The organism is Mesorhizobium sp. M0522 (assembly GCF_040321085.1).
Classification (GTDB): Bacteria; Pseudomonadota; Alphaproteobacteria; order Rhizobiales; family Rhizobiaceae; genus Mesorhizobium.
In genome coordinates, this window is sequence record NZ_JAMYQW010000006.1 from 101,154 (window position 1) to 117,538 (window position 16,385).

The 16,385-nt window shown below is 62.8% G+C and carries 19 protein-coding genes and 1 tRNA gene; 10 read left to right on the top strand and 10 right to left on the bottom strand.

The features are described 5' to 3' along the window. Positions 1-65 precede the first annotated feature (65 nt). From NKI58_RS10110 to NKI58_RS10135, 6 genes are all read right to left on the bottom strand, one after another. Entirely contained in the window at positions 66-1,493 is a 1,428-nt protein-coding gene (locus tag NKI58_RS10110) for a virulence-associated E family protein (RefSeq protein ID WP_352853175.1), read from the bottom strand. Beyond that, positions 1,481-1,708: a hypothetical protein gene (locus tag NKI58_RS10115; protein WP_352853176.1), complete on the bottom strand. Its 228-nt coding sequence runs from the start codon at positions 1,706-1,708 to the stop codon at positions 1,481-1,483. Before NKI58_RS10115 ends, NKI58_RS10110 begins: the two co-directional genes overlap by 13 nt. A gap of 99 nt (positions 1,709-1,807) precedes the next feature. Further along, the gene (locus NKI58_RS10120) at positions 1,808-2,206 is read right to left on the bottom strand and encodes a hypothetical protein (RefSeq protein ID WP_352853178.1); all 399 of its coding nucleotides are present in this window, start codon (positions 2,204-2,206) and stop codon (positions 1,808-1,810) included. 4 nt (positions 2,207-2,210) lie between these two features. Beyond that, positions 2,211-2,498, bottom strand: a complete 288-nt coding sequence (locus tag NKI58_RS10125; RefSeq protein ID WP_352853179.1) for a hypothetical protein — start codon at positions 2,496-2,498, stop codon at positions 2,211-2,213. Between the two features lie 12 nt (positions 2,499-2,510). After that, positions 2,511-2,705: a helix-turn-helix transcriptional regulator gene (locus NKI58_RS10130; RefSeq protein ID WP_352853180.1), complete on the bottom strand. Its 195-nt coding sequence runs from the start codon at positions 2,703-2,705 to the stop codon at positions 2,511-2,513. 750 nt (positions 2,706-3,455) lie between these two features. Then, positions 3,456-3,545, bottom strand: a tRNA-Ser gene (locus NKI58_RS10135). A 429-nt stretch (positions 3,546-3,974) separates the two neighbouring features. On the opposite strand from NKI58_RS10135, the gene NKI58_RS10140 reads away from it, so the two are divergent. From NKI58_RS10140 to NKI58_RS10150, 3 genes are all read left to right on the top strand, one after another. After that, positions 3,975-4,298, top strand: a complete 324-nt coding sequence (locus NKI58_RS10140; protein WP_023675308.1) for a hypothetical protein — start codon at positions 3,975-3,977, stop codon at positions 4,296-4,298. Positions 4,299-4,364: 66 nt separating this feature from the next. Next, on the top strand, positions 4,365-5,027 hold the full coding sequence (gene msrA / locus NKI58_RS10145) for a peptide-methionine (S)-S-oxide reductase MsrA (RefSeq protein ID WP_023675309.1): 663 nt from the start codon (positions 4,365-4,367) through the stop codon (positions 5,025-5,027). A gap of 215 nt (positions 5,028-5,242) precedes the next feature. After that, a complete protein-coding gene (locus NKI58_RS10150; protein WP_023675310.1) occupies positions 5,243-6,232 on the top strand; it encodes a BMP family lipoprotein in 990 nt (329 codons plus the stop codon). Between the two features lie 85 nt (positions 6,233-6,317). On the opposite strand, the gene NKI58_RS10155 is transcribed toward NKI58_RS10150, so the two are convergent. Beyond that, positions 6,318-6,527 carry a SlyX family protein gene (locus NKI58_RS10155; protein ID WP_031194007.1) on the bottom strand — a complete coding sequence of 70 codons (210 nt, stop codon included), beginning with the start codon at positions 6,525-6,527 and terminating at the stop codon, positions 6,318-6,320. A gap of 182 nt (positions 6,528-6,709) precedes the next feature. On the opposite strand from NKI58_RS10155, the gene NKI58_RS10160 reads away from it, so the two are divergent. From NKI58_RS10160 to deoA, 6 genes are read left to right on the top strand one after another with little or no spacing between them, the layout of a single operon-like run. Further along, complete coding sequence (locus NKI58_RS10160) at positions 6,710-8,242, top strand: ABC transporter ATP-binding protein (protein WP_352454009.1); 1,533 nt, start codon at positions 6,710-6,712, stop codon at positions 8,240-8,242. After that, positions 8,239-9,378 carry an ABC transporter permease gene (locus tag NKI58_RS10165; RefSeq protein WP_023675313.1) on the top strand — a complete coding sequence of 380 codons (1,140 nt, stop codon included), beginning with the start codon at positions 8,239-8,241 and terminating at the stop codon, positions 9,376-9,378. Before NKI58_RS10160 ends, NKI58_RS10165 begins: the two co-directional genes overlap by 4 nt. Position 9,379: 1 nt before the next feature. Then, positions 9,380-10,351, top strand: a complete 972-nt coding sequence (locus tag NKI58_RS10170) for an ABC transporter permease (RefSeq protein ID WP_352588275.1) — start codon at positions 9,380-9,382, stop codon at positions 10,349-10,351. 6 nt (positions 10,352-10,357) lie between these two features. Further along, positions 10,358-10,750 carry a cytidine deaminase gene (cdd, locus tag NKI58_RS10175; protein ID WP_292657331.1) on the top strand — a complete coding sequence of 131 codons (393 nt, stop codon included), beginning with the start codon at positions 10,358-10,360 and terminating at the stop codon, positions 10,748-10,750. After that, on the top strand, positions 10,747-11,565 hold the full coding sequence (locus NKI58_RS10180; RefSeq protein ID WP_352588272.1) for a purine-nucleoside phosphorylase: 819 nt from the start codon (positions 10,747-10,749) through the stop codon (positions 11,563-11,565). Before cdd ends, NKI58_RS10180 begins: the two co-directional genes overlap by 4 nt. Further along, positions 11,565-12,884, top strand: coding sequence for a thymidine phosphorylase (gene deoA / locus NKI58_RS10185; protein WP_352588269.1), 1,320 nt, complete (start codon positions 11,565-11,567; stop codon positions 12,882-12,884). Before NKI58_RS10180 ends, deoA begins: the two co-directional genes overlap by 1 nt. Before the next feature lie 111 nt (positions 12,885-12,995). Here the strand turns inward: deoA and NKI58_RS10190 are convergent, their stop codons facing one another. From NKI58_RS10190 to NKI58_RS10200, 3 genes are all read right to left on the bottom strand, one after another. Then, positions 12,996-13,556 (bottom strand): TIGR02281 family clan AA aspartic protease, encoded by a 561-nt coding sequence (locus tag NKI58_RS10190; RefSeq protein WP_352588266.1) that lies wholly within the window; start codon positions 13,554-13,556, stop codon positions 12,996-12,998. Positions 13,557-13,656: 100 nt separating this feature from the next. Continuing rightward, on the bottom strand, positions 13,657-14,286 hold the full coding sequence (gene upp, locus NKI58_RS10195) for a uracil phosphoribosyltransferase (RefSeq protein WP_254816867.1): 630 nt from the start codon (positions 14,284-14,286) through the stop codon (positions 13,657-13,659). 162 nt (positions 14,287-14,448) lie between these two features. Next, the gene (locus NKI58_RS10200; RefSeq protein WP_352454014.1) at positions 14,449-15,423 is read right to left on the bottom strand and encodes an adenosine deaminase; all 975 of its coding nucleotides are present in this window, start codon (positions 15,421-15,423) and stop codon (positions 14,449-14,451) included. 167 nt (positions 15,424-15,590) lie between these two features. Here NKI58_RS10200 and ubiE point away from each other — a divergent pair, with 167 nt between their 5' ends. Further along, positions 15,591-16,367, top strand: a complete 777-nt coding sequence (gene ubiE / locus NKI58_RS10205) for a bifunctional demethylmenaquinone methyltransferase/2-methoxy-6-polyprenyl-1,4-benzoquinol methylase UbiE (protein ID WP_352825187.1) — start codon at positions 15,591-15,593, stop codon at positions 16,365-16,367. Positions 16,368-16,385: the final 18 nt, after the last annotated feature.

Below are 16,385 nucleotides of genomic sequence, written 5' to 3' on the forward strand. Positions count from 1 at the left end.
GATGTTCCGCCGGGAAAAGTCTATAGGCGCTACCGGTAGCGACCGGTTACACCGGTAGCGCCATATCACCCGCTCAACTTCAGGGGCGCTTTCCAGTAGCCCTTCACGTTGGCGCCATCGAGCCGGAGGACCTTCGGTCCACTCCAGCCAAGCTGCCGCATGCAATCGCCCAGGCGCCGGTAGTCGGCCATACGCGCGTGTCGCATTTCCATGTTCATGATCTTCTCGAAGACCGTCTGAGTGGATATCCGAAGCTCGCCTTCCGCAACTTTCGCATACGCGGGCAAGGCGCTCAGCAGCACGTCCTCCCACGGATCGCCCGCCACGCGCTCGGCCTGCCGTTCCGCAGCCGCCGCCCACAGCGTCTCGGGGATCGAAATCGGATCGGCGGCCTCGCGTTCCGCCATCGCAGCCTCGGCCCAAAGCTGGGGCATATCTTCCGCCAGCGCCTTCAGATCGATCTTGCCCACCGTCACCGGCCAAAACCTCCGGTTCCCGGTCGCATCGCGGAGGTACTGAGAGTCATTAGTGGTGCCGACGAAAATGCAGCGCCGAGGCATCTCCTCCACTGAGCGCTGGAACGCCCCTCGCGCCCGGTCGTGCGTCTTTGTGATGAACTGCTTAACCCGACTAACCTCCGCCCGATTTAGTCCGGCCAGTTCGGGAAGTTCGACAATCCACTTTCCAGAAATTAATTCCTGCTGTTCTTTGTAGCTAACGCCGATAGCGATCTCATCGGAAAAGAAATCTTCGCCGCCTGCCATGATCTTCAGTACGCTCGACTTACCGCGCCCCTGCGGACCTTCAAGCACCAAAACACAGTCAAATTTACTGCCGGGTCGGCGCGCTCTCCGAACGCCCGCGACGAGGACCGCTCGCCCAAATGCCCGGTTCAACTCGTTGTCTTCGGCTCCAACATAGCGAATGAGCCATTCGTCTATTCTTAGCCCTCCATCCCATTGCTGAGCGTCGATGAAGTCGAGCACCGGGTTGAAGGAGTTCTCTTGTGCCAGAAGGCGGATCGCATCCCGTGTGTGCGCTGGCTCTGGATCGAAGCCAAGCGTCTGGATCACGGCCTTCCGGACATGCAGCACAATGTCATCCATCGTCACGCCGACCCGCCCTTCCAAGCCCTCGCAGACCACCTTTTGTCGGAACTCATCAAACCGAAACACGACCCCGAGCTTCCGTATCGCCATCACCGCATTGTCCAGCGAAGGCACAATTCCGCTGGGATTCCGCACACGGCTAAGTTCCGCCGAGGCGTCCGCTGTCTTGGCTGGTGCGGCGGACGCCTGCTGCTTTATCGCCAGCCGCTCCGCAAACATCTTCACAAGCGGACCGTTACCGCCCCCCGTCGTCTTTTCTTGCCCCCGCTCAAACGCCCTCCACTCCGCCTCGGCCTTCGCCGTCAGCGCCCCCATATCCTCCTCCGTGAGCGGCCCCACCACTTCCCACTCCATCGCCTCCGCCACCTTCATCACCTCATGCACTGGCCCCGCCTCCTGTTTTCCCTTTCAAGCATCACGGCCAATCCCCGCAGGAGCAGTTCCCGCGCTCGCGCCGTCCTCGGCGTTTGAATGGTCTCGACCAGTTCCAGCGCCTCGAAGATGGACTCCCACGCTGCCACAAACGCCTCATCGACCAGCGGATCGGGCGGCCTCCGCCGCTTTGCCCGCACTTCATTCAGATTGATTATCGTTGCCATCGTTCGGCTCCTTTCATCTCGCCAGCACGATCCACACAATCACCATCACTGAAAAAGAGAGGGCCGCGAGCGCAGGGAGATGTCGCGGCCCAACTCATCTCAATGCACTCCGGCGCCGGGGACGAGTTGGCCCCGCCGCTCCAATTCCCGTTTAGCCATGTCGGCCAACTCGCCAAGCAACTCGACCAAGCAGGGGGGCATCTCGTGGCCGTGCGCCCTCATTGTCGCCAGCGCCGCACCCAGCCGCTCGACTTCTGGCATCGCGGCCAGCTCCGCGAGCCATTCGTCCGTGTGCGCCATCACCTGCCGGCGGAACTCGGCTTCGGCGGTCCGCCACCCCTCCGACAGCAGGGAGAGCGCCCGAAGCACGGCGGGGACAGTTTCCGGTCCCGCAAGATGCGCCGCCACTTGCTGCCCCACGTTTTCTCCGGCCCCCGGCGGAAGCCGAAGACCTCGAAGTATGCACTGGACGAGGTGCTCGGTTTGCTTTTTGCCCACGGCGTCATTTCCCCTCCAGGCTGCGAGCGGCCACCAGCCCGATCAAGTAATCCCTCACCTCAGTATTTTCGCCGGCGAGGGCTACGAGGACGTGCGGCGCACCGTCGGCTTTGATCAGCTGCTGCTTGGCCTGTGTTTCGCGATGGAGTTCCAGATCGCGCTGGTGGGCCTCGCGAAGTTCGGAGCGCCACGGTTCGTTCGTCAGTGGCATCTCGCTGGCGCGCTTGGGTGCGCTCTCCGCGTAATATTTGTCGCCTTTAGTAAGTATGGTGTGGGAGTTTTGGTCTGCCATGTTCATTCCTCCTTACGCTGCTGCCGCATCGCGCTTCGCGAGGCGCTCCGCCTGCCAATCCGCAATCTCAGTTTCGTCCCAAGCCACTGCCTTCGGGCCGATTCGGATCGGCCTCGGAAAATCGCCAGCGGCCATCCGCTCGTAGATCGACGAAGACTTCAGCCCGGTCCGCCGCTCTACTTCGGCGCGCCTGATAAATGTAGTCATTGCTAGCTCCAAATCAAATAAGACACGGAACATCTTTCCGCATTAATCAATATAACCGGTCGGATCATGGGGCGCACGGGATTTATTTTCGCGAAAATCCCATGTGTCCCTGATTTGTCCCTGGTGTGGTCACCCGGTACATTCATCACACTTTGTTAAAGCCATACCAGTTACTCGTGAATACGTCGGCCATTTGCGCTTTACTCTCTCTGGTCAGACTGCGCTGGGTGTGGTGGGGTCGTGAGTCCGCTTGCGCCGGTGAGTCTCACCGGTTGGGCGCGGGGAAGGAGTCGCGAGGGGCGAGCTCGGCCGCGCGGAGTCAACGTGCATCAGAACTAGGCGCTATCGCGAGCCAGTTTGGGAATATGGAGGTGTTCCATCTGGCCACGTCGATATCGCCGCCGAGTCCTGACAGGTCGCCAAGCAAGGAGTGGCTTATGTGGCTGATAGACGTCGGGGTGTGCTTTTCGGGGCGGCGGCGCTGTTTGATCGTAATCGTACCCAGCCCCGTGTATGGCTTTTAACCCTTGGGCATTAGCCATATCAAAAACTGGAGGTGCGCCCTCTCAAGTCGGCTTGGCGGACACGGGTTGGCCGAGAGTGGACGCCGGAGTTCCTTCCGGGCAAGTCGCTTCGCTCGCCGCCTGACGGACGGCTCAAATAGGAAAATATTCCCATGTAGGTAGGATTGCGGGTCTAAACAACCGCTTTTTGTTAAGCATTTGGTTTTGTTGGTGTATTTTTAATAATTGGCGGAGAGAGCGGGATTCGAACCCGCGTTACGGTTTCCCGTAAACACACTTTCCAGGCGTGCGCCTTCAACCACTCGGCCACCTCTCCGTCTCTTTAGCATTTTCGACGCGGCCGGTTTCGCCGCGCGGGTTGGGGAGATGCATCTCCTTTGGGATTCCGGTGCCGGAATTCCGGCCGTGGGCGCCGTCAACCAGCGGATACCCTTTCCCCGCACCTGAGCCGTCAAAGCAACAGGCGCGGGGCTCATCTAGTCGATCCGGTGCCGAATGCCAAGACATAACGGCAGTCTATTCGCTTTGCCGGATAGGGATGCTCAGCCCATGTTATCGGAGCACCCGTTGGGAGCCTATCGAAACGATCGGCGGAGGTGTGCTTGCCGTCCGGAGCGCCACCGGTTCCGGCGAACCGGCGGTCGCGGGTTCAACTTCACGTGTCGCGATTGTGCAATAAGCGGGTAGATCCTATCTAACAGTCCGACACGACATTCTGATAAACTCCTGGGGAGGAAGGGTCCGGATGTTCCGCTTCGTCTTTCGTCTCGCTGCAATGGTCGCGCTTTCGGTTTCGGTCATCATGGCCGTGCTCGATGCGACCCGCTCGGTGGCGGCTTCGGCGCTGGTGATGACCCCGCTCAACACCAGCTGGCTCGCTGTCTCGCCGGATACGCGCAGCGCCTTCGAAAGCTTCGTCCGCGATAAGATCAACCCGCTGCTGTGGGACGGTGCCATCGCCTGGGTGCTCAGCCAGCCCGGCTTTGCCGTGTTCGCGGTGCTGGCGTTCATTCTTTATGCCATCGGTTACAGGCGGCAGCGCCCCAGCGGGCGGTTCGCCGCAACCTGACATTTCCAGCCTGACCCGGTGTTCCCGTACCGGGGAGGCTCAACCAAGAAGAAAAGGAACCCACACATGTTTCTCAGCGACATGCTGAACAAGAAGCTCAACCTGCCGAAACCCTCCGAGGCGTTGCCCGGCCGCGACCGGCCGATCCCGACCGCATCGAAGCACTTTGTCTCGAACAGGCCGCTCAAGGGTCCTTATCCCGAAGGGATGGAAACGGCGATGTTCGGACTGGGCTGCTTCTGGGGTGCCGAGCGCCTGTTCTGGCAAGTCGAGGGCGTCTGGGTCACGGCGGCCGGCTATGCCGGCGGCGTCACGCCCAACCCGACCTATCAGGAAACCTGCACGGGGCTCACCGGCCATGCCGAAGTCGTGCTCGTCGTCTACGACCCCAAGATCGTGTCTTATGCCGAGCTCTTGAAGCTGTTCTGGGAAAGCCACGACCCGACGCAAGGCATGCGCCAGGGCAATGATGTCGGCACCACTTACCGCTCGGCGATCTATACGTTCAACGACGCTCAACACCAGGCTGCGATCGCCTCGCGCGACGCCTACGAGGGTTCGCTGCGCGGCGCCGGACGCGGCAAGATCACCACGGAGATCGCGCCGGCGCCGGAATTCTACTTCGCCGAGGAAGACCACCAGCAATATCTGGCGAAGAACCCCTACGGCTATTGCGGCCTGCAGGGAACCGGCGTCTCCTGCGCCATTCCGGCCGCCGTCTCCGCCTGATTTTATGCCCCTGACGCAAGGAATATGCTGTGGCGCCGCGATGCGGCGCCATGCTTTTCCAAAGGGTCAAAATTCCACGTGAATTTTGTTTCGGGCCGTGCCAGATTGACCCGAAGCGGGAGGAAGACACTCCTGCCCGACACCGTATGCCTGCCGGAGAACCGGGCCGGCATGCGGTGCATAATGGACAAATAACCGACAGGGGTGTGGATCACATGAAACGTATCGTTCTCGGCCTTATGGCCGCAGCTGCAATGGTTCTTCCGGCCTTCGCCGCGGACATTCAACCCGCGATCCTCTATGATCTCGGCGGCAAGTTCGACAAATCGTTCAACGAGGCGTCGTTCAACGGCGCTGAAAAGTTCAAGACCGAGACCGGCATCCCCTATGTGGAATTCGAGGTCAGCAACGCCACCCAGCGCGAGCAGGCGCTGCGCCGCTTCGCCGAGGACGGCCGCAACCCGATCGTCATGGCGGGCTTCTCCTGGGCAGATGCGCTGGACAAGATCGCCACCGAGTTCCCCGACACCAAATTCGCCATCATCGACATGGTCGTCGACAAGCCTAATGTCCGCTCCCTGGTCTACAAGGAGCAGGAAGGCTCGTACCTCGTCGGCGTGATGGCGGCGATGGCTTCCAAGACCAAGAAGGTAGGCTTCGTCGGCGGCATGGACATTCCTCTGATCCGCAGGTTTGGCTGCGGCTATGTCGGCGGCGCCAAGGCGGCCGGCGCCACCGACGTCATCCAGAACATGACCGGCGATACGCCCGCAGCCTGGAACGATCCGGCCAAGGGCGGCGAGATCGCCAAGACGCAGATCGACCAGGGCGCCGACGTGGTCTACGCGGCGGCAGGCGGCACCGGTGTCGGCGTGCTGCAGGCAGCGGCCGACGCCGGCAAGCTCGGCATCGGCGTCGATTCCAACCAGAACGGCCTGCAGCCCGGCAAGGTGCTGACCTCCATGGTCAAGCGCGTCGACGTTGCCGTCTACAACACCTTCATGGATGCCAAGGACGGCAAATTCACGGCCGGCGTTAACGATCTCGGCCTCAAGGAAGGCGGCGTCGACTACGCCATGGACGACAACAACAAGGCGCTTGTCGACGATGCAATGAAGGCGGCGGTCGAAAAAGCCAAGGCCGACATCATCGCCGGCACCATCAAGGTGCACGACTACATGTCGGACAATGCCTGCCCGTATTGATCGATTGCCGTTATTGATCGACTGGTACTGCTGAACTGACGAGCCGCCGGGTGAAAGCCCGGCGGTTTTGTCTTGTCGGCCCGCCTCACCAGTGCGGCGGCTTTGTCACCGGCACGTCGGGTGCGGCCTGTTCCTCCAGCGCCAGGAAGCGCTCGGCCAGCGCGTCGAGCTTGCGCTGCATGCGCTCGATCACCTTCCACTGCTCGGCGATCTGGCCGGACAGTTCCTCGATGGTCTTCTCCTGCTCGGCGGCGCGGATTTCCAGCGTCGTCAGCCGGTCGTCGGGCATGGTCATGTGAAATCCTCGATCAGGCGATTGTGCAGGGGTGCGGCCACGTTGGAAATTGACAAGCATGGCGGGATTTGTCGAGAGTGAACCCTGCTCCGGCCAATTGGTACGGACCCAATTGGCACAGACTGGGCGTCATGCTAGGCGTTTGACCAAGCGGTAAAAAAATAACAGTGGGAACAGGCTGCATGGCGCAAGCCGCAATCGAGCTGATCGGCATCGACAAGAGCTTTGGCGCCGTGCGCGCCAACCGCGACATCAATCTGGAGATTATGCGCGGCACTATCCATGGCATAGTCGGCGAAAACGGCGCCGGCAAGTCGACGCTGATGTCGATCCTCTATGGTTTCTACCAGGCCGATTCCGGCGAAATCCGTGTCGGTGGGCAGCCGGCATCGATCAAGACACCGAACGATGCGATCGCGCTCGGCATCGGCATGGTGCATCAGCATTTCATGCTGGTCGACAATTTCTCGGTGCTGGAAAACGTCATTCTCGGCGCCGAAAGCGATGCGCTGCTGAAGAAGAGCATCGCCAAGGCGCGTTCCGAGCTGGAGCGGCTCGAGCGCGAATACGGGCTCGAAGTCGATCCGGACGCCATCATCGAGGAGTTGCCGGTCGGCCTGCAGCAACGCGTCGAAATCCTCAAGGCGCTCTATCGCGGCGCCGAGATCCTGATCCTCGACGAGCCGACAGGCGTGCTGACGCCGGCCGAGGCCGACCACCTGTTCCGCATCCTCAGGCAGCTGAAGGAGCAGGGCAAGACGATCGTGCTGATCACCCATAAGCTGCGCGAGATCATGGCGATCACCGACACCGTCTCGGTGATGCGCCAGGGCACGATGGTGGCGACCAGGGAGACCAAGAAGACCACGGTCGAGGAACTGGCCGAGCTGATGGTCGGCCGGCGCGTGCTGCTGCGCGTCGAGAAGGGCGAGGCGAAGGCCGGCGGCGTCAAGCTCGCGATCAAGAACCTGACGGTGAAGGATTCCCGCGGCGTCACCATGGTCGACGACGTCTCTTTCGATGTCCATGCCGGCGAGATCGTCGGCATTGCCGGCGTCGCCGGCAACGGGCAGTCCGAATTGCTCGAGGCGATTTCCGGCATCAGGCATGCCGTTTCGGGCTCGGTCATGCTCGACGGCAAGCCGATCGACCTCACCGGCGCCGCCGACCCTGGCGAGCTGCGCGAGCGCGGCCTTGCCCATGTGCCGGAGGACCGCCATCATGTCGGGCTGGTGCTGGCCTTCGAGGAGAACGAGAATTCGATCCTCGGCTACCAGGACGACGAGCGCTATCTGAAGGGGCCGTTCCTTGACATTGACGCCATCCGTAACGATGCCCGGGACAAGATCGTCAAATATGATATCCGCCCGACGGACTGCCGCCTCAAGACCGCCAATTTCTCCGGCGGCAACCAGCAGAAGATCGTGCTTGCGCGGGAAATGGAACAAGATCCCGGCGTGTTGATCGTCGGCCAGCCGACGCGCGGCGTCGATGTCGGAGCCATCGAATTCATCCACAAGCGCCTCATCGCCATGCGCGACCAGGGCAAGGCGGTGCTGGTGGTTTCGGTCGAGCTCGACGAGATACGCTCGCTGTCCGACCGCATCCTGGTGATGTTTGCCGGCCGCATCGTCGGCGAACGCGGCCCCGACGCGACCGAGGGCGAGCTCGGCCTGCTGATGGCCGGCGTCGAGCAGCGCGAGGCGGCGGAATGAGCACTCCCTATGCCAAGCTGCCGGCCTGGGCCGACTACGTCCTGATCCCGCTGATCAACCTGTTCGTCGCCTTCGTCGTTGCCGGCTTCGTCGTCATATTGGTTGGCGAGAACCCACTGCGCGCAGCCGTCGTCCTGGTCGAGGGTGCCTTCGGCCGCGGCCAAGGCATCGCGTTCACGCTTTTCTATGCCACCACCTTCATCTTCAGCGGGCTTTCGGTGGCGGTTGCGGCGCATTGCGGCCTGTTCAACATCGGTGGCGAGGGCCAGGGCTATATCGCCGGTCTCGGCATTGGCATTGTTTGCCTGGCCTTCGACAGCGTGCTGCCTTGGTGGCTGACCTTCCCGATCGCCATTATCGCCGCCGCGGCGATGGGCGCGCTGTGGGCGCTGATCCCGGCCTATCTGCAGGCCAAGCGCGGCTCGCACATCGTCATCACCACCATCATGTTCAATTTCATCGCCGCCAGCGTCATGGTCCGTGCGCTGGTCGGGTACTTGAAGCCCCCCGCCTCGATGGCACCGCAGACCCGCACCTTCCTCGAAGGCGCGCAACTGCCGAAGCTCAACTGGGTCATCGAGTTGTTCGGCGCCAAAATCCGTTCGGCGCCATTCAACGTCAGTTCCCTGCTGGCGCTAGCCATGGCCTTCCTGGTGTGGGTGCTGATCTGGCGCACCAAGCTCGGCTACGAGATGCGCACCTATGGCCACAGCCCGAAAGCGGCGCGCTATGCCGGCATTTCGGAGATCCGCATCATCATTATCGCGATGATGATCTCGGGCGCGCTAGCCGGCATGATGGCGCTCAACCCGACGATGGGCGACCAGCACAATGTCGCACTCGAATTCGTTTCGGGCGCCGGTTTCGTCGGCATCGCGGTGGCGCTGATGGGCCGCCTGCATCCGGTCGGCATCGTCATGGCGGCAATATTGTTCGGCATGCTCTACCAGGGCGGCGCCGAACTCGCCTTCGAGATGCCGGCGATCAGCCGCGACATGATCGTTATCATCCAGGGCCTCGTCATCCTGTTCGCCGGCGCGCTCGAGCATATGTTCCGGCCCTACGTCCAGGCGTTGTTCGCCTCGCTCAGCCCGAAATCGGTCGGCATGGAAGCGGTCAAGGGGAAGGGCGCCTGAGATGGATTTCTTCAACGCCATCGTACAGGTCCTGGACTCGACCATCCGCCTGTCGGTGCCCTTGCTGCTCGCCTGTCTCGCCGGCCTCTACTCGGAGCGGGCCGGCGTCTTCGACATCGGGCTCGAGGGCAAGATGCTTGCCGGCGCCTTCGCCGGTGCGGCCGCCGCCTCGGTCTTCCACTCGGCCTATCTCGGCCTCGGCATGGCCATCCTCATTTCGGTCGCCTTCGCGCTAATCCACGGCTTTGCCTCGATCACCCATCGCGGCAACCAGATCGTTTCCGGCGTCGCGATCAATTTCATTGCCGCCGGATCGACGATCATGCTCGGCCAGGCCTGGTTCCAGCAAGGCGGGCGCACGCCGGCGCTGGCCGCCGGCGAGCGGTTCGAGGCAATCATCTGGCCGGGCGCGGAGGCGTTCAGGAGCGTGCCGATCCTCGGGCCGATCTATTCGGAACTCATCTCCGGCCATTCCGTGCTGGTCTATCTCGCCTTCCTGGCCGTGCCGTTCACCTGGTGGGTGCTGTTTCGCACCCGCTTCGGCTTGCGCCTGCGCGCCGTCGGCGAGAACCCGGCCGCGGTCGACACCGCCGGCATATCGGTCGCCTGGCTGCGCTACCGGGCGCTGATCTGCACCGGCGTGCTCACCGGCATTGCCGGTGCCTATCTGTCGATGGTGCAGAATGGCGGCTTCGTGAAGGACATGACCGCCGGCAAGGGCTATATCGCGCTGGCCGCGCTGATCTTCGCCAAATGGAAACCGGTCAACGCCATGTTCGCCTGCCTGCTGTTCGGCTTCCTCGACGCGGCGTCGATCCGCCTGCAAGGCACGCCGCTGCCGCTGATCGGCAAGGTGCCGGTGCAATTCATGCAGGCGCTGCCCTATGTGCTGACCGTCATCCTGCTTGCCGGGTTCATCGGCAAGGCAATCCCGCCGCGCGCCGGCGGCGTGCCTTATGTCAAGGAACGCTGATCTATCATGGCTCATGATCTGTTCGAAGCGGCGAAAGCCGCCATGGCCAAGGCCTATGCGCCCTATTCGAAATTTCCGGTCGGCGCGGCGTTGCGCACCGAGGACGGCCGTGTCTTTGCCGGCGCCAATGTCGAGATCGCGTCCTATCCGGAGGGCTGGTGCGCCGAAACCACCGCACTTGCCAACTACATCATGGGCGGCGGCGGCAAGATCACTGAAATCGCCGTGATCGCCGAACGCGTGGCAAAATGCTCGCCCTGCGGCGGCTGCCGGCAGCGGCTGGCGGAATTCTGCCGGCCGGAGACGAAGTTCTATCTCTGCGATGATAGCGGCGTGGTTGAGACCGTGACCATGGGCGAGTTGCTGCCATACGGGTTTGAAGGCGATGTGCTGAAATGAAGGAAGCGCTCGATCACCTCGTCGAAAGGCTGGACGGGCTGGCGCCGACCACCGCCTTGGTGCTGGGGTCAGGGCTTGGCGGGCTTGTCGACCAGGTCGAGGATGCGGTGCGCATCTCCTACGCCGACTTGCCGGGGTTTCCCCGAAGCGGCGTCAGCGGCCATGCCGGCGAGGTGGTGGCCGGGCTCTTTGCCGGCACGCCGGTGCTGATGCTGTCCGGCCGGGCGCATTATTACGAGCACGGCAACGCGGCGGCGATGCGGCCGGCACTCGAGGTGCTCGCCGGCCTCGGCATCTCCGGGCTGATCCTCACCAACGCCGCCGGTTCGGTCGATCCCGGGATGGGCCCGGGCTCTGTGATGCTGATCACCGACCACATCAATTTCTCGGGCTCCAACCCGCTGATCGGCGAACCGAGCGACCGCCGTTTCGTCGGCCTGACCGAAGCCTACGACGCCGGTCTCCGCTCCGCCATCGAGCAGGCGGCGAAGGCCACCGGTACCACGCTGCACAAGGGCGTCTATATGTGGTTCTCCGGCCCATGCTTCGAGACGCCCGCCGAGATCCGCATGGCGCGCGTCATGGGCGCCAACGCGGTCGGCATGTCGACGGTGCCGGAGGTCATTCTCGCCCGCTTTCTTGGGCTGCGCGTCGCCGCGTGTTCGGTCGTGACCAACCTTGCCGCCGGCATGACCGGAGCCGAGCTGTCGCACCAGGAGACCAAGGACATGGCGCCGGTCGGCGGCGCGCGGCTGGCGACCATTCTGCAGCGTGTTTTTCAGGACGGGCTTCCGGAGCACAGGGTCGACGCCTGATGCTTCCCCAGGAAATCATCCGCCGCAAGCGCGACGGCCAGAAGCTCTCGGCTGAGGAGACAGCGTTCTTCATCGAGGGTCTGACCGCCGGCACAGTCACCGACGCGCAGGTCGGCGCCTTTGCCATGGCGGTGTTCTTCAACGGCATGAGCCGCGACGAGGCGGTGGCGCTGACTATGGCGATGCGCGATTCCGGCGATGTGCTCGACTGGTCGGATCTGCCCGGCCCGGTCACCGACAAGCATTCGACGGGCGGCGTCGGCGACAATGTCTCCTTGATGCTGGCGCCGATCGTCGCTGCCTGCGGCGCCTATGTGCCGATGATTTCCGGCAGGGGTCTGGGCCATACCGGGGGCACACTGGACAAGATGGATGCGATCCCCGGCTATATCAGCCAGCCGGATGTTGCGCGGTTCCGCAAGACCGTGCTCGAAACCGGCTGCGCCATCATCGGCCAGACCGCCGATCTGGCACCCGCCGACGCCAGGCTCTACGCGATCCGCGATGTGACGGGAACGGTCGAATCGGTGCCGCTGATCACCGCCTCGGTCCTGTCGAAGAAGCTGGCCGCCGGCCTCAATTCGCTGGTGCTTGACGTCAAGGTCGGCAACGGCGCCTTCATGGAGAAATCGCGCGACGCAACCGCACTGGCCAACAGCCTGGTCGACATCGCCAATGGCGCCGGCCTTAAGGCCTCGGCGCTGGTGACCGGCATGAACGAGCCGCTGGCGTCCGCCGCCGGCAATGCGGTCGAGGTGCGCAACGCCGTCGATTTTCTCACCGGCCGCTTTCGCGACCGGCGGCTGGAGGACGTGACGCTGGCGCTGGCCGCCGAGATGCTGCAATCGGCAGGCCTTGTGTCGTCCAACCAGGACGGCCTGCGCCGCGCCGCCGAAACGCTGGCCGGCGGCCGCGCCGCTTCCATCTTCGCGCGCATGGTGGCGGCACTGGGTGGTCCCGTCGACTTTGTCGACAATCCGGAAAAATATTTGCCGAAAGCGGCAACGGAATTCGCGGTCAAGGCGAGCGCGAACGGCTTTGTCACCGGCATCGCGACCCGCGAGATCGGGCTTGCCGTAGTCGGGCTTGGCGGCGGGCGGACGCGGCCCGACGACAGGATCGATCACGCCGTCGGCATCACCAGGCTGTTGCCGGTCGGCGCTGAAGTGCGGACCGGCGAAGCGCTGGCGCTGGTCCATGCCCGCAATACCGGGGATGCCGAAGCGGCCGCGGCCGCCGTGCTTTCGGCCTATACGATCGGCACTTCCAAACCGGCCACGGAGAAAACCGTCATCCGGCGGATCCTGCCGCGCGGGTAGAGCCATTCCGACGGTATCGGATGGGCTCTATCTTTCTTTGGACCACGATCTTGTCCGAAGACCGGTCCCCAAACTTTTCGCTGGCGCGGACCTGCGGTTCGGGATCACGTTCTACTGAACCAGCAGCAGCGTGCCGTCTTCGACCTGGTATTTTTCGAGCCGCTGCAGAAAGCTCATGCCGATCAGGTTGGTGTGCAGCGCCCTGTCGTCGAGCACGACGGCCTCGACGCCCTCGACGGTGATCCTGCCGATCTGCAGGCGATCAATCGTCACCACGGCGGCCTTGATCGCCCCATTGGCGGTGTTGACCTGATGGCTGAAGTCCGTCGAATTGAGCGAGATGCCGATCCTGCGCGCGGTCGAGGTGTTGATGGCGACGAGCGTGGCACCGGTATCGATCATGCCGTCGATCTGGCGGCCGTTCAACTTGAACACCGACATGAAATGCCCGCGCGCGTCCGCGGTGACGACGACCTTGCGGCCGAGCGGCTGCGGCGTTGTGGGCCTGTCCGGGACGGCGGCGAGATTCAGGTCGGTTTGTCTGTCGGCCGGCCTGGCACCGATGGCGGATTTCAACAGCCGCTCGATTACCTGTGAATTGGACTGATACACGATCGGCAGCGATGCCGACGTTCCGGCAAACACGCCAAGGATGAGGAGCTTGCGCAGCATGGACCGGCCTTTGTGGTTGCCGATCCTTAGTCCGACATGGTGATTGCCGCTTTAACGAGTGCGGAAACCAGCCGTTTGCGTAAACAATCGGTAAACGGATCTATTTGGTGCCGTACATGCGGTCGCCGGCATCGCCGAGACCCGGCATGATGTAGCCCTTTTCGTTGAGCTGGCGGTCGATGGAAGCGGTGAAGACCGGAACATCGGGATGCGCGTGGGTAAACCGCTCGAGGCCCTCTGGTGCCGCCAACAGGCAGAGGAAGCGGATGTTGGTGGCACCGCGGCCTTTCAGCTTGTCTATCGCCGCGATCGCCGAATTGGCGGTCGCCAGCATCGGATCGACGACGATCACCAGCCGGTCGGCGAGGTCGCCCGGCGCCTTGAAGAAATACTCGACCGCTTCCAGCGTCTCATGGTCGCGATAGAGGCCGATATGGGCGACACGCGCCGCCGGCACCAGATCGAGCAGGCCTTCGAGCAAGCCGTTGCCGGCGCGCAGCACCGAGGCGAAGACCAGTTTTTTGCCCTCCAGCGTCGGCGCCTCCATCGTCTCGATCGGCGTCTCGATCGTAGTCGTCGTCAGTTCCAGGTTGCGGGTGACCTCGTAGCCGAGCAGCAGCGAGATCTCGCGCAGCAGCCGCCGGAAGCCGGCCGTCGAAGTTTCCTTCTTGCGCATGATGGTCAGCTTGTGCTGGACAAGCGGATGGTCGACGACGGTAACGCCCTTCATGGTGTTCTCCAACTGCGCAGGTGAATAGTGGATGGTGAATGGTGAATAGTGAATAGTGAACTGGTTTGCGAGTCCTTGGTTGCGCGGAAAACTCGCGGTTGACGAACCGAAGCGCCGGGTTCACCATTCACCATTCACCATTCACCATTCACCATTCACCATTCACCTGCCCTTGGCGCCGAGCCTGCCCAGCAGCACCGCCCTGGTCTTCCTGTCGACGAAGGCTGCCTCGATGGCCGTCCTGGTGACGGCGGTGAGCGCCTTGTCGTCCATCGCAAAATGCTCGGCAGCGATGTCGTATTCGCGTTTCAGCGAGGTCCAGAAATAGGGCGGGTCATCGGAGTTGAGCGTCACCTTGCAGCCCGCTGCCCGCAAGGCGGGGAAGGGATGGTCGGCGAAGCTGTCGAAGATTTTCAGGGCGATGTTGGAGCCAGGGCAGCATTCGAGCACGACGCCTTCGTCGGCGATGCGCCGCACAAGCTCGGGGTTCTCGATGGCGCGCACGCCATGGCCGATGCGAGACGGGCGGATGTGGTCGAGTGCCGCCTCGACGCTCTCCCAGCCCATCAATTCGCCGGCATGGACGGTGATGCCGAGGCCGGCCTCGCGGGCGATCTCGAAGGCCCTGACATAATCTTCCAGGTCGCCTATCCGCTCGTCGCCGGCGACGCCGAAACCGGTGACCAGCGGATGCCCGCAGCGCGCGGCGAAACGCGCCGCCCGCTCGATCGATTCGACACCGAAATTGCGCACGCCGGTGACGATCATGCGGCCTTCGATGCCGGTCTTCGCCTTGGCGCGGGCCATGCCTTCGCCGAGCGCGTCGGTATAGGCCTTCGGCGACAGCCCGGCCTTGCTGGCATGGTCGGGCGAGGTGAAAACCTCGGAATAGATGGCGCCGTCGCGGGCGAGGCTGGTCAGGTAATGGTCGGCCAGCCGCGCATAGTCTTCTTCGGTGCGGAACAGGTCCGACGAGAAGTCGTAGGCGGCGAGGAAAGAGGTGAAGTCGTGCCAGACGAAGGAGCCGTCCTGGATGTAGGGCGAGGCATCCTTGCCGTATTTCTCAGCCTGGCGGAGGACGAGTTCAGGCGCCGCTGCCCCTTCGATGTGGCAGTGCAGTTCTGCTTTCAAAGGCATTCAATTATCCCGTCAGGCTTTTTCTTATGACGCAGGTTCCTGTCGGAAAACCGTGTGACACTTTTCCGGAACCTGCTTCGAAGCGCGGCCGAACACCGCGCCTTAAACAATAGCGCCCGCACCATCGATCGGCTATGGTCCCGCCGATTTTATGGCGGATCAAAACGATGTCGGTTGAAAGAACCACGGCTGCGGGCGGCATGGAAACCTCCTATGGTTTCAGGCGGGTAGGGCCAGGCGACAAGCAGTCCCTGGTCAATGACGTTTTCCACAAGGTGGCGAACCGCTACGACCTGATGAACGACCTGATGTCGGCCGGGTTGCATCGGTTGTGGAAGGACGCCATGGTCGCCTGGCTCAATCCACCGAAGCGGCCGGGCTGGAGCGTTCTCGACGTTGCCGGCGGCACCGGCGATGTCGCCTTCCGCATCGTCGAGGCGAGCGGCAGGCACGCTCATGCAACGGTTCTCGATATCAACGGCTCGATGCTCGCCGTCGGCCGCGACCGGGCCGAGAAAAAGGGCCTGTCGGCAAATACCGATTTCGTCGAAGCCAATGCCGAGGAACTGCCTTTTGCCGACGCTACTTTCGACGCCTACACCATCGCTTTCGGCATCCGCAACGTGCCGCGCATCGATGTGGCGCTTGCCGAAGCCTATCGCGTGCTGAAGCCTGGCGGGCGCTTTCTCTGCCTTGAATTCTCCGAGGTCGAGATGCCGCTGCTCGACAAGGTCTATGAAGCATGGTCGTTCAACGCCATTCCGCGGATCGGCAAGGTGGTGACCGGCGATGGCGAGCCCTATTCCTATCTGGTCGAATCGATCCGCAAGTTTCCCAATCAGCAGAATTTCGCGGCGATGATTTCGCGCGCCGGCTTCGACCGCACCTCGTTCCGCAATTATTCCGGCGGCATCGCCGCGCTCCACTCGGGCTGGAAGCTTTGAGGCTGGCCCGTATCTTTC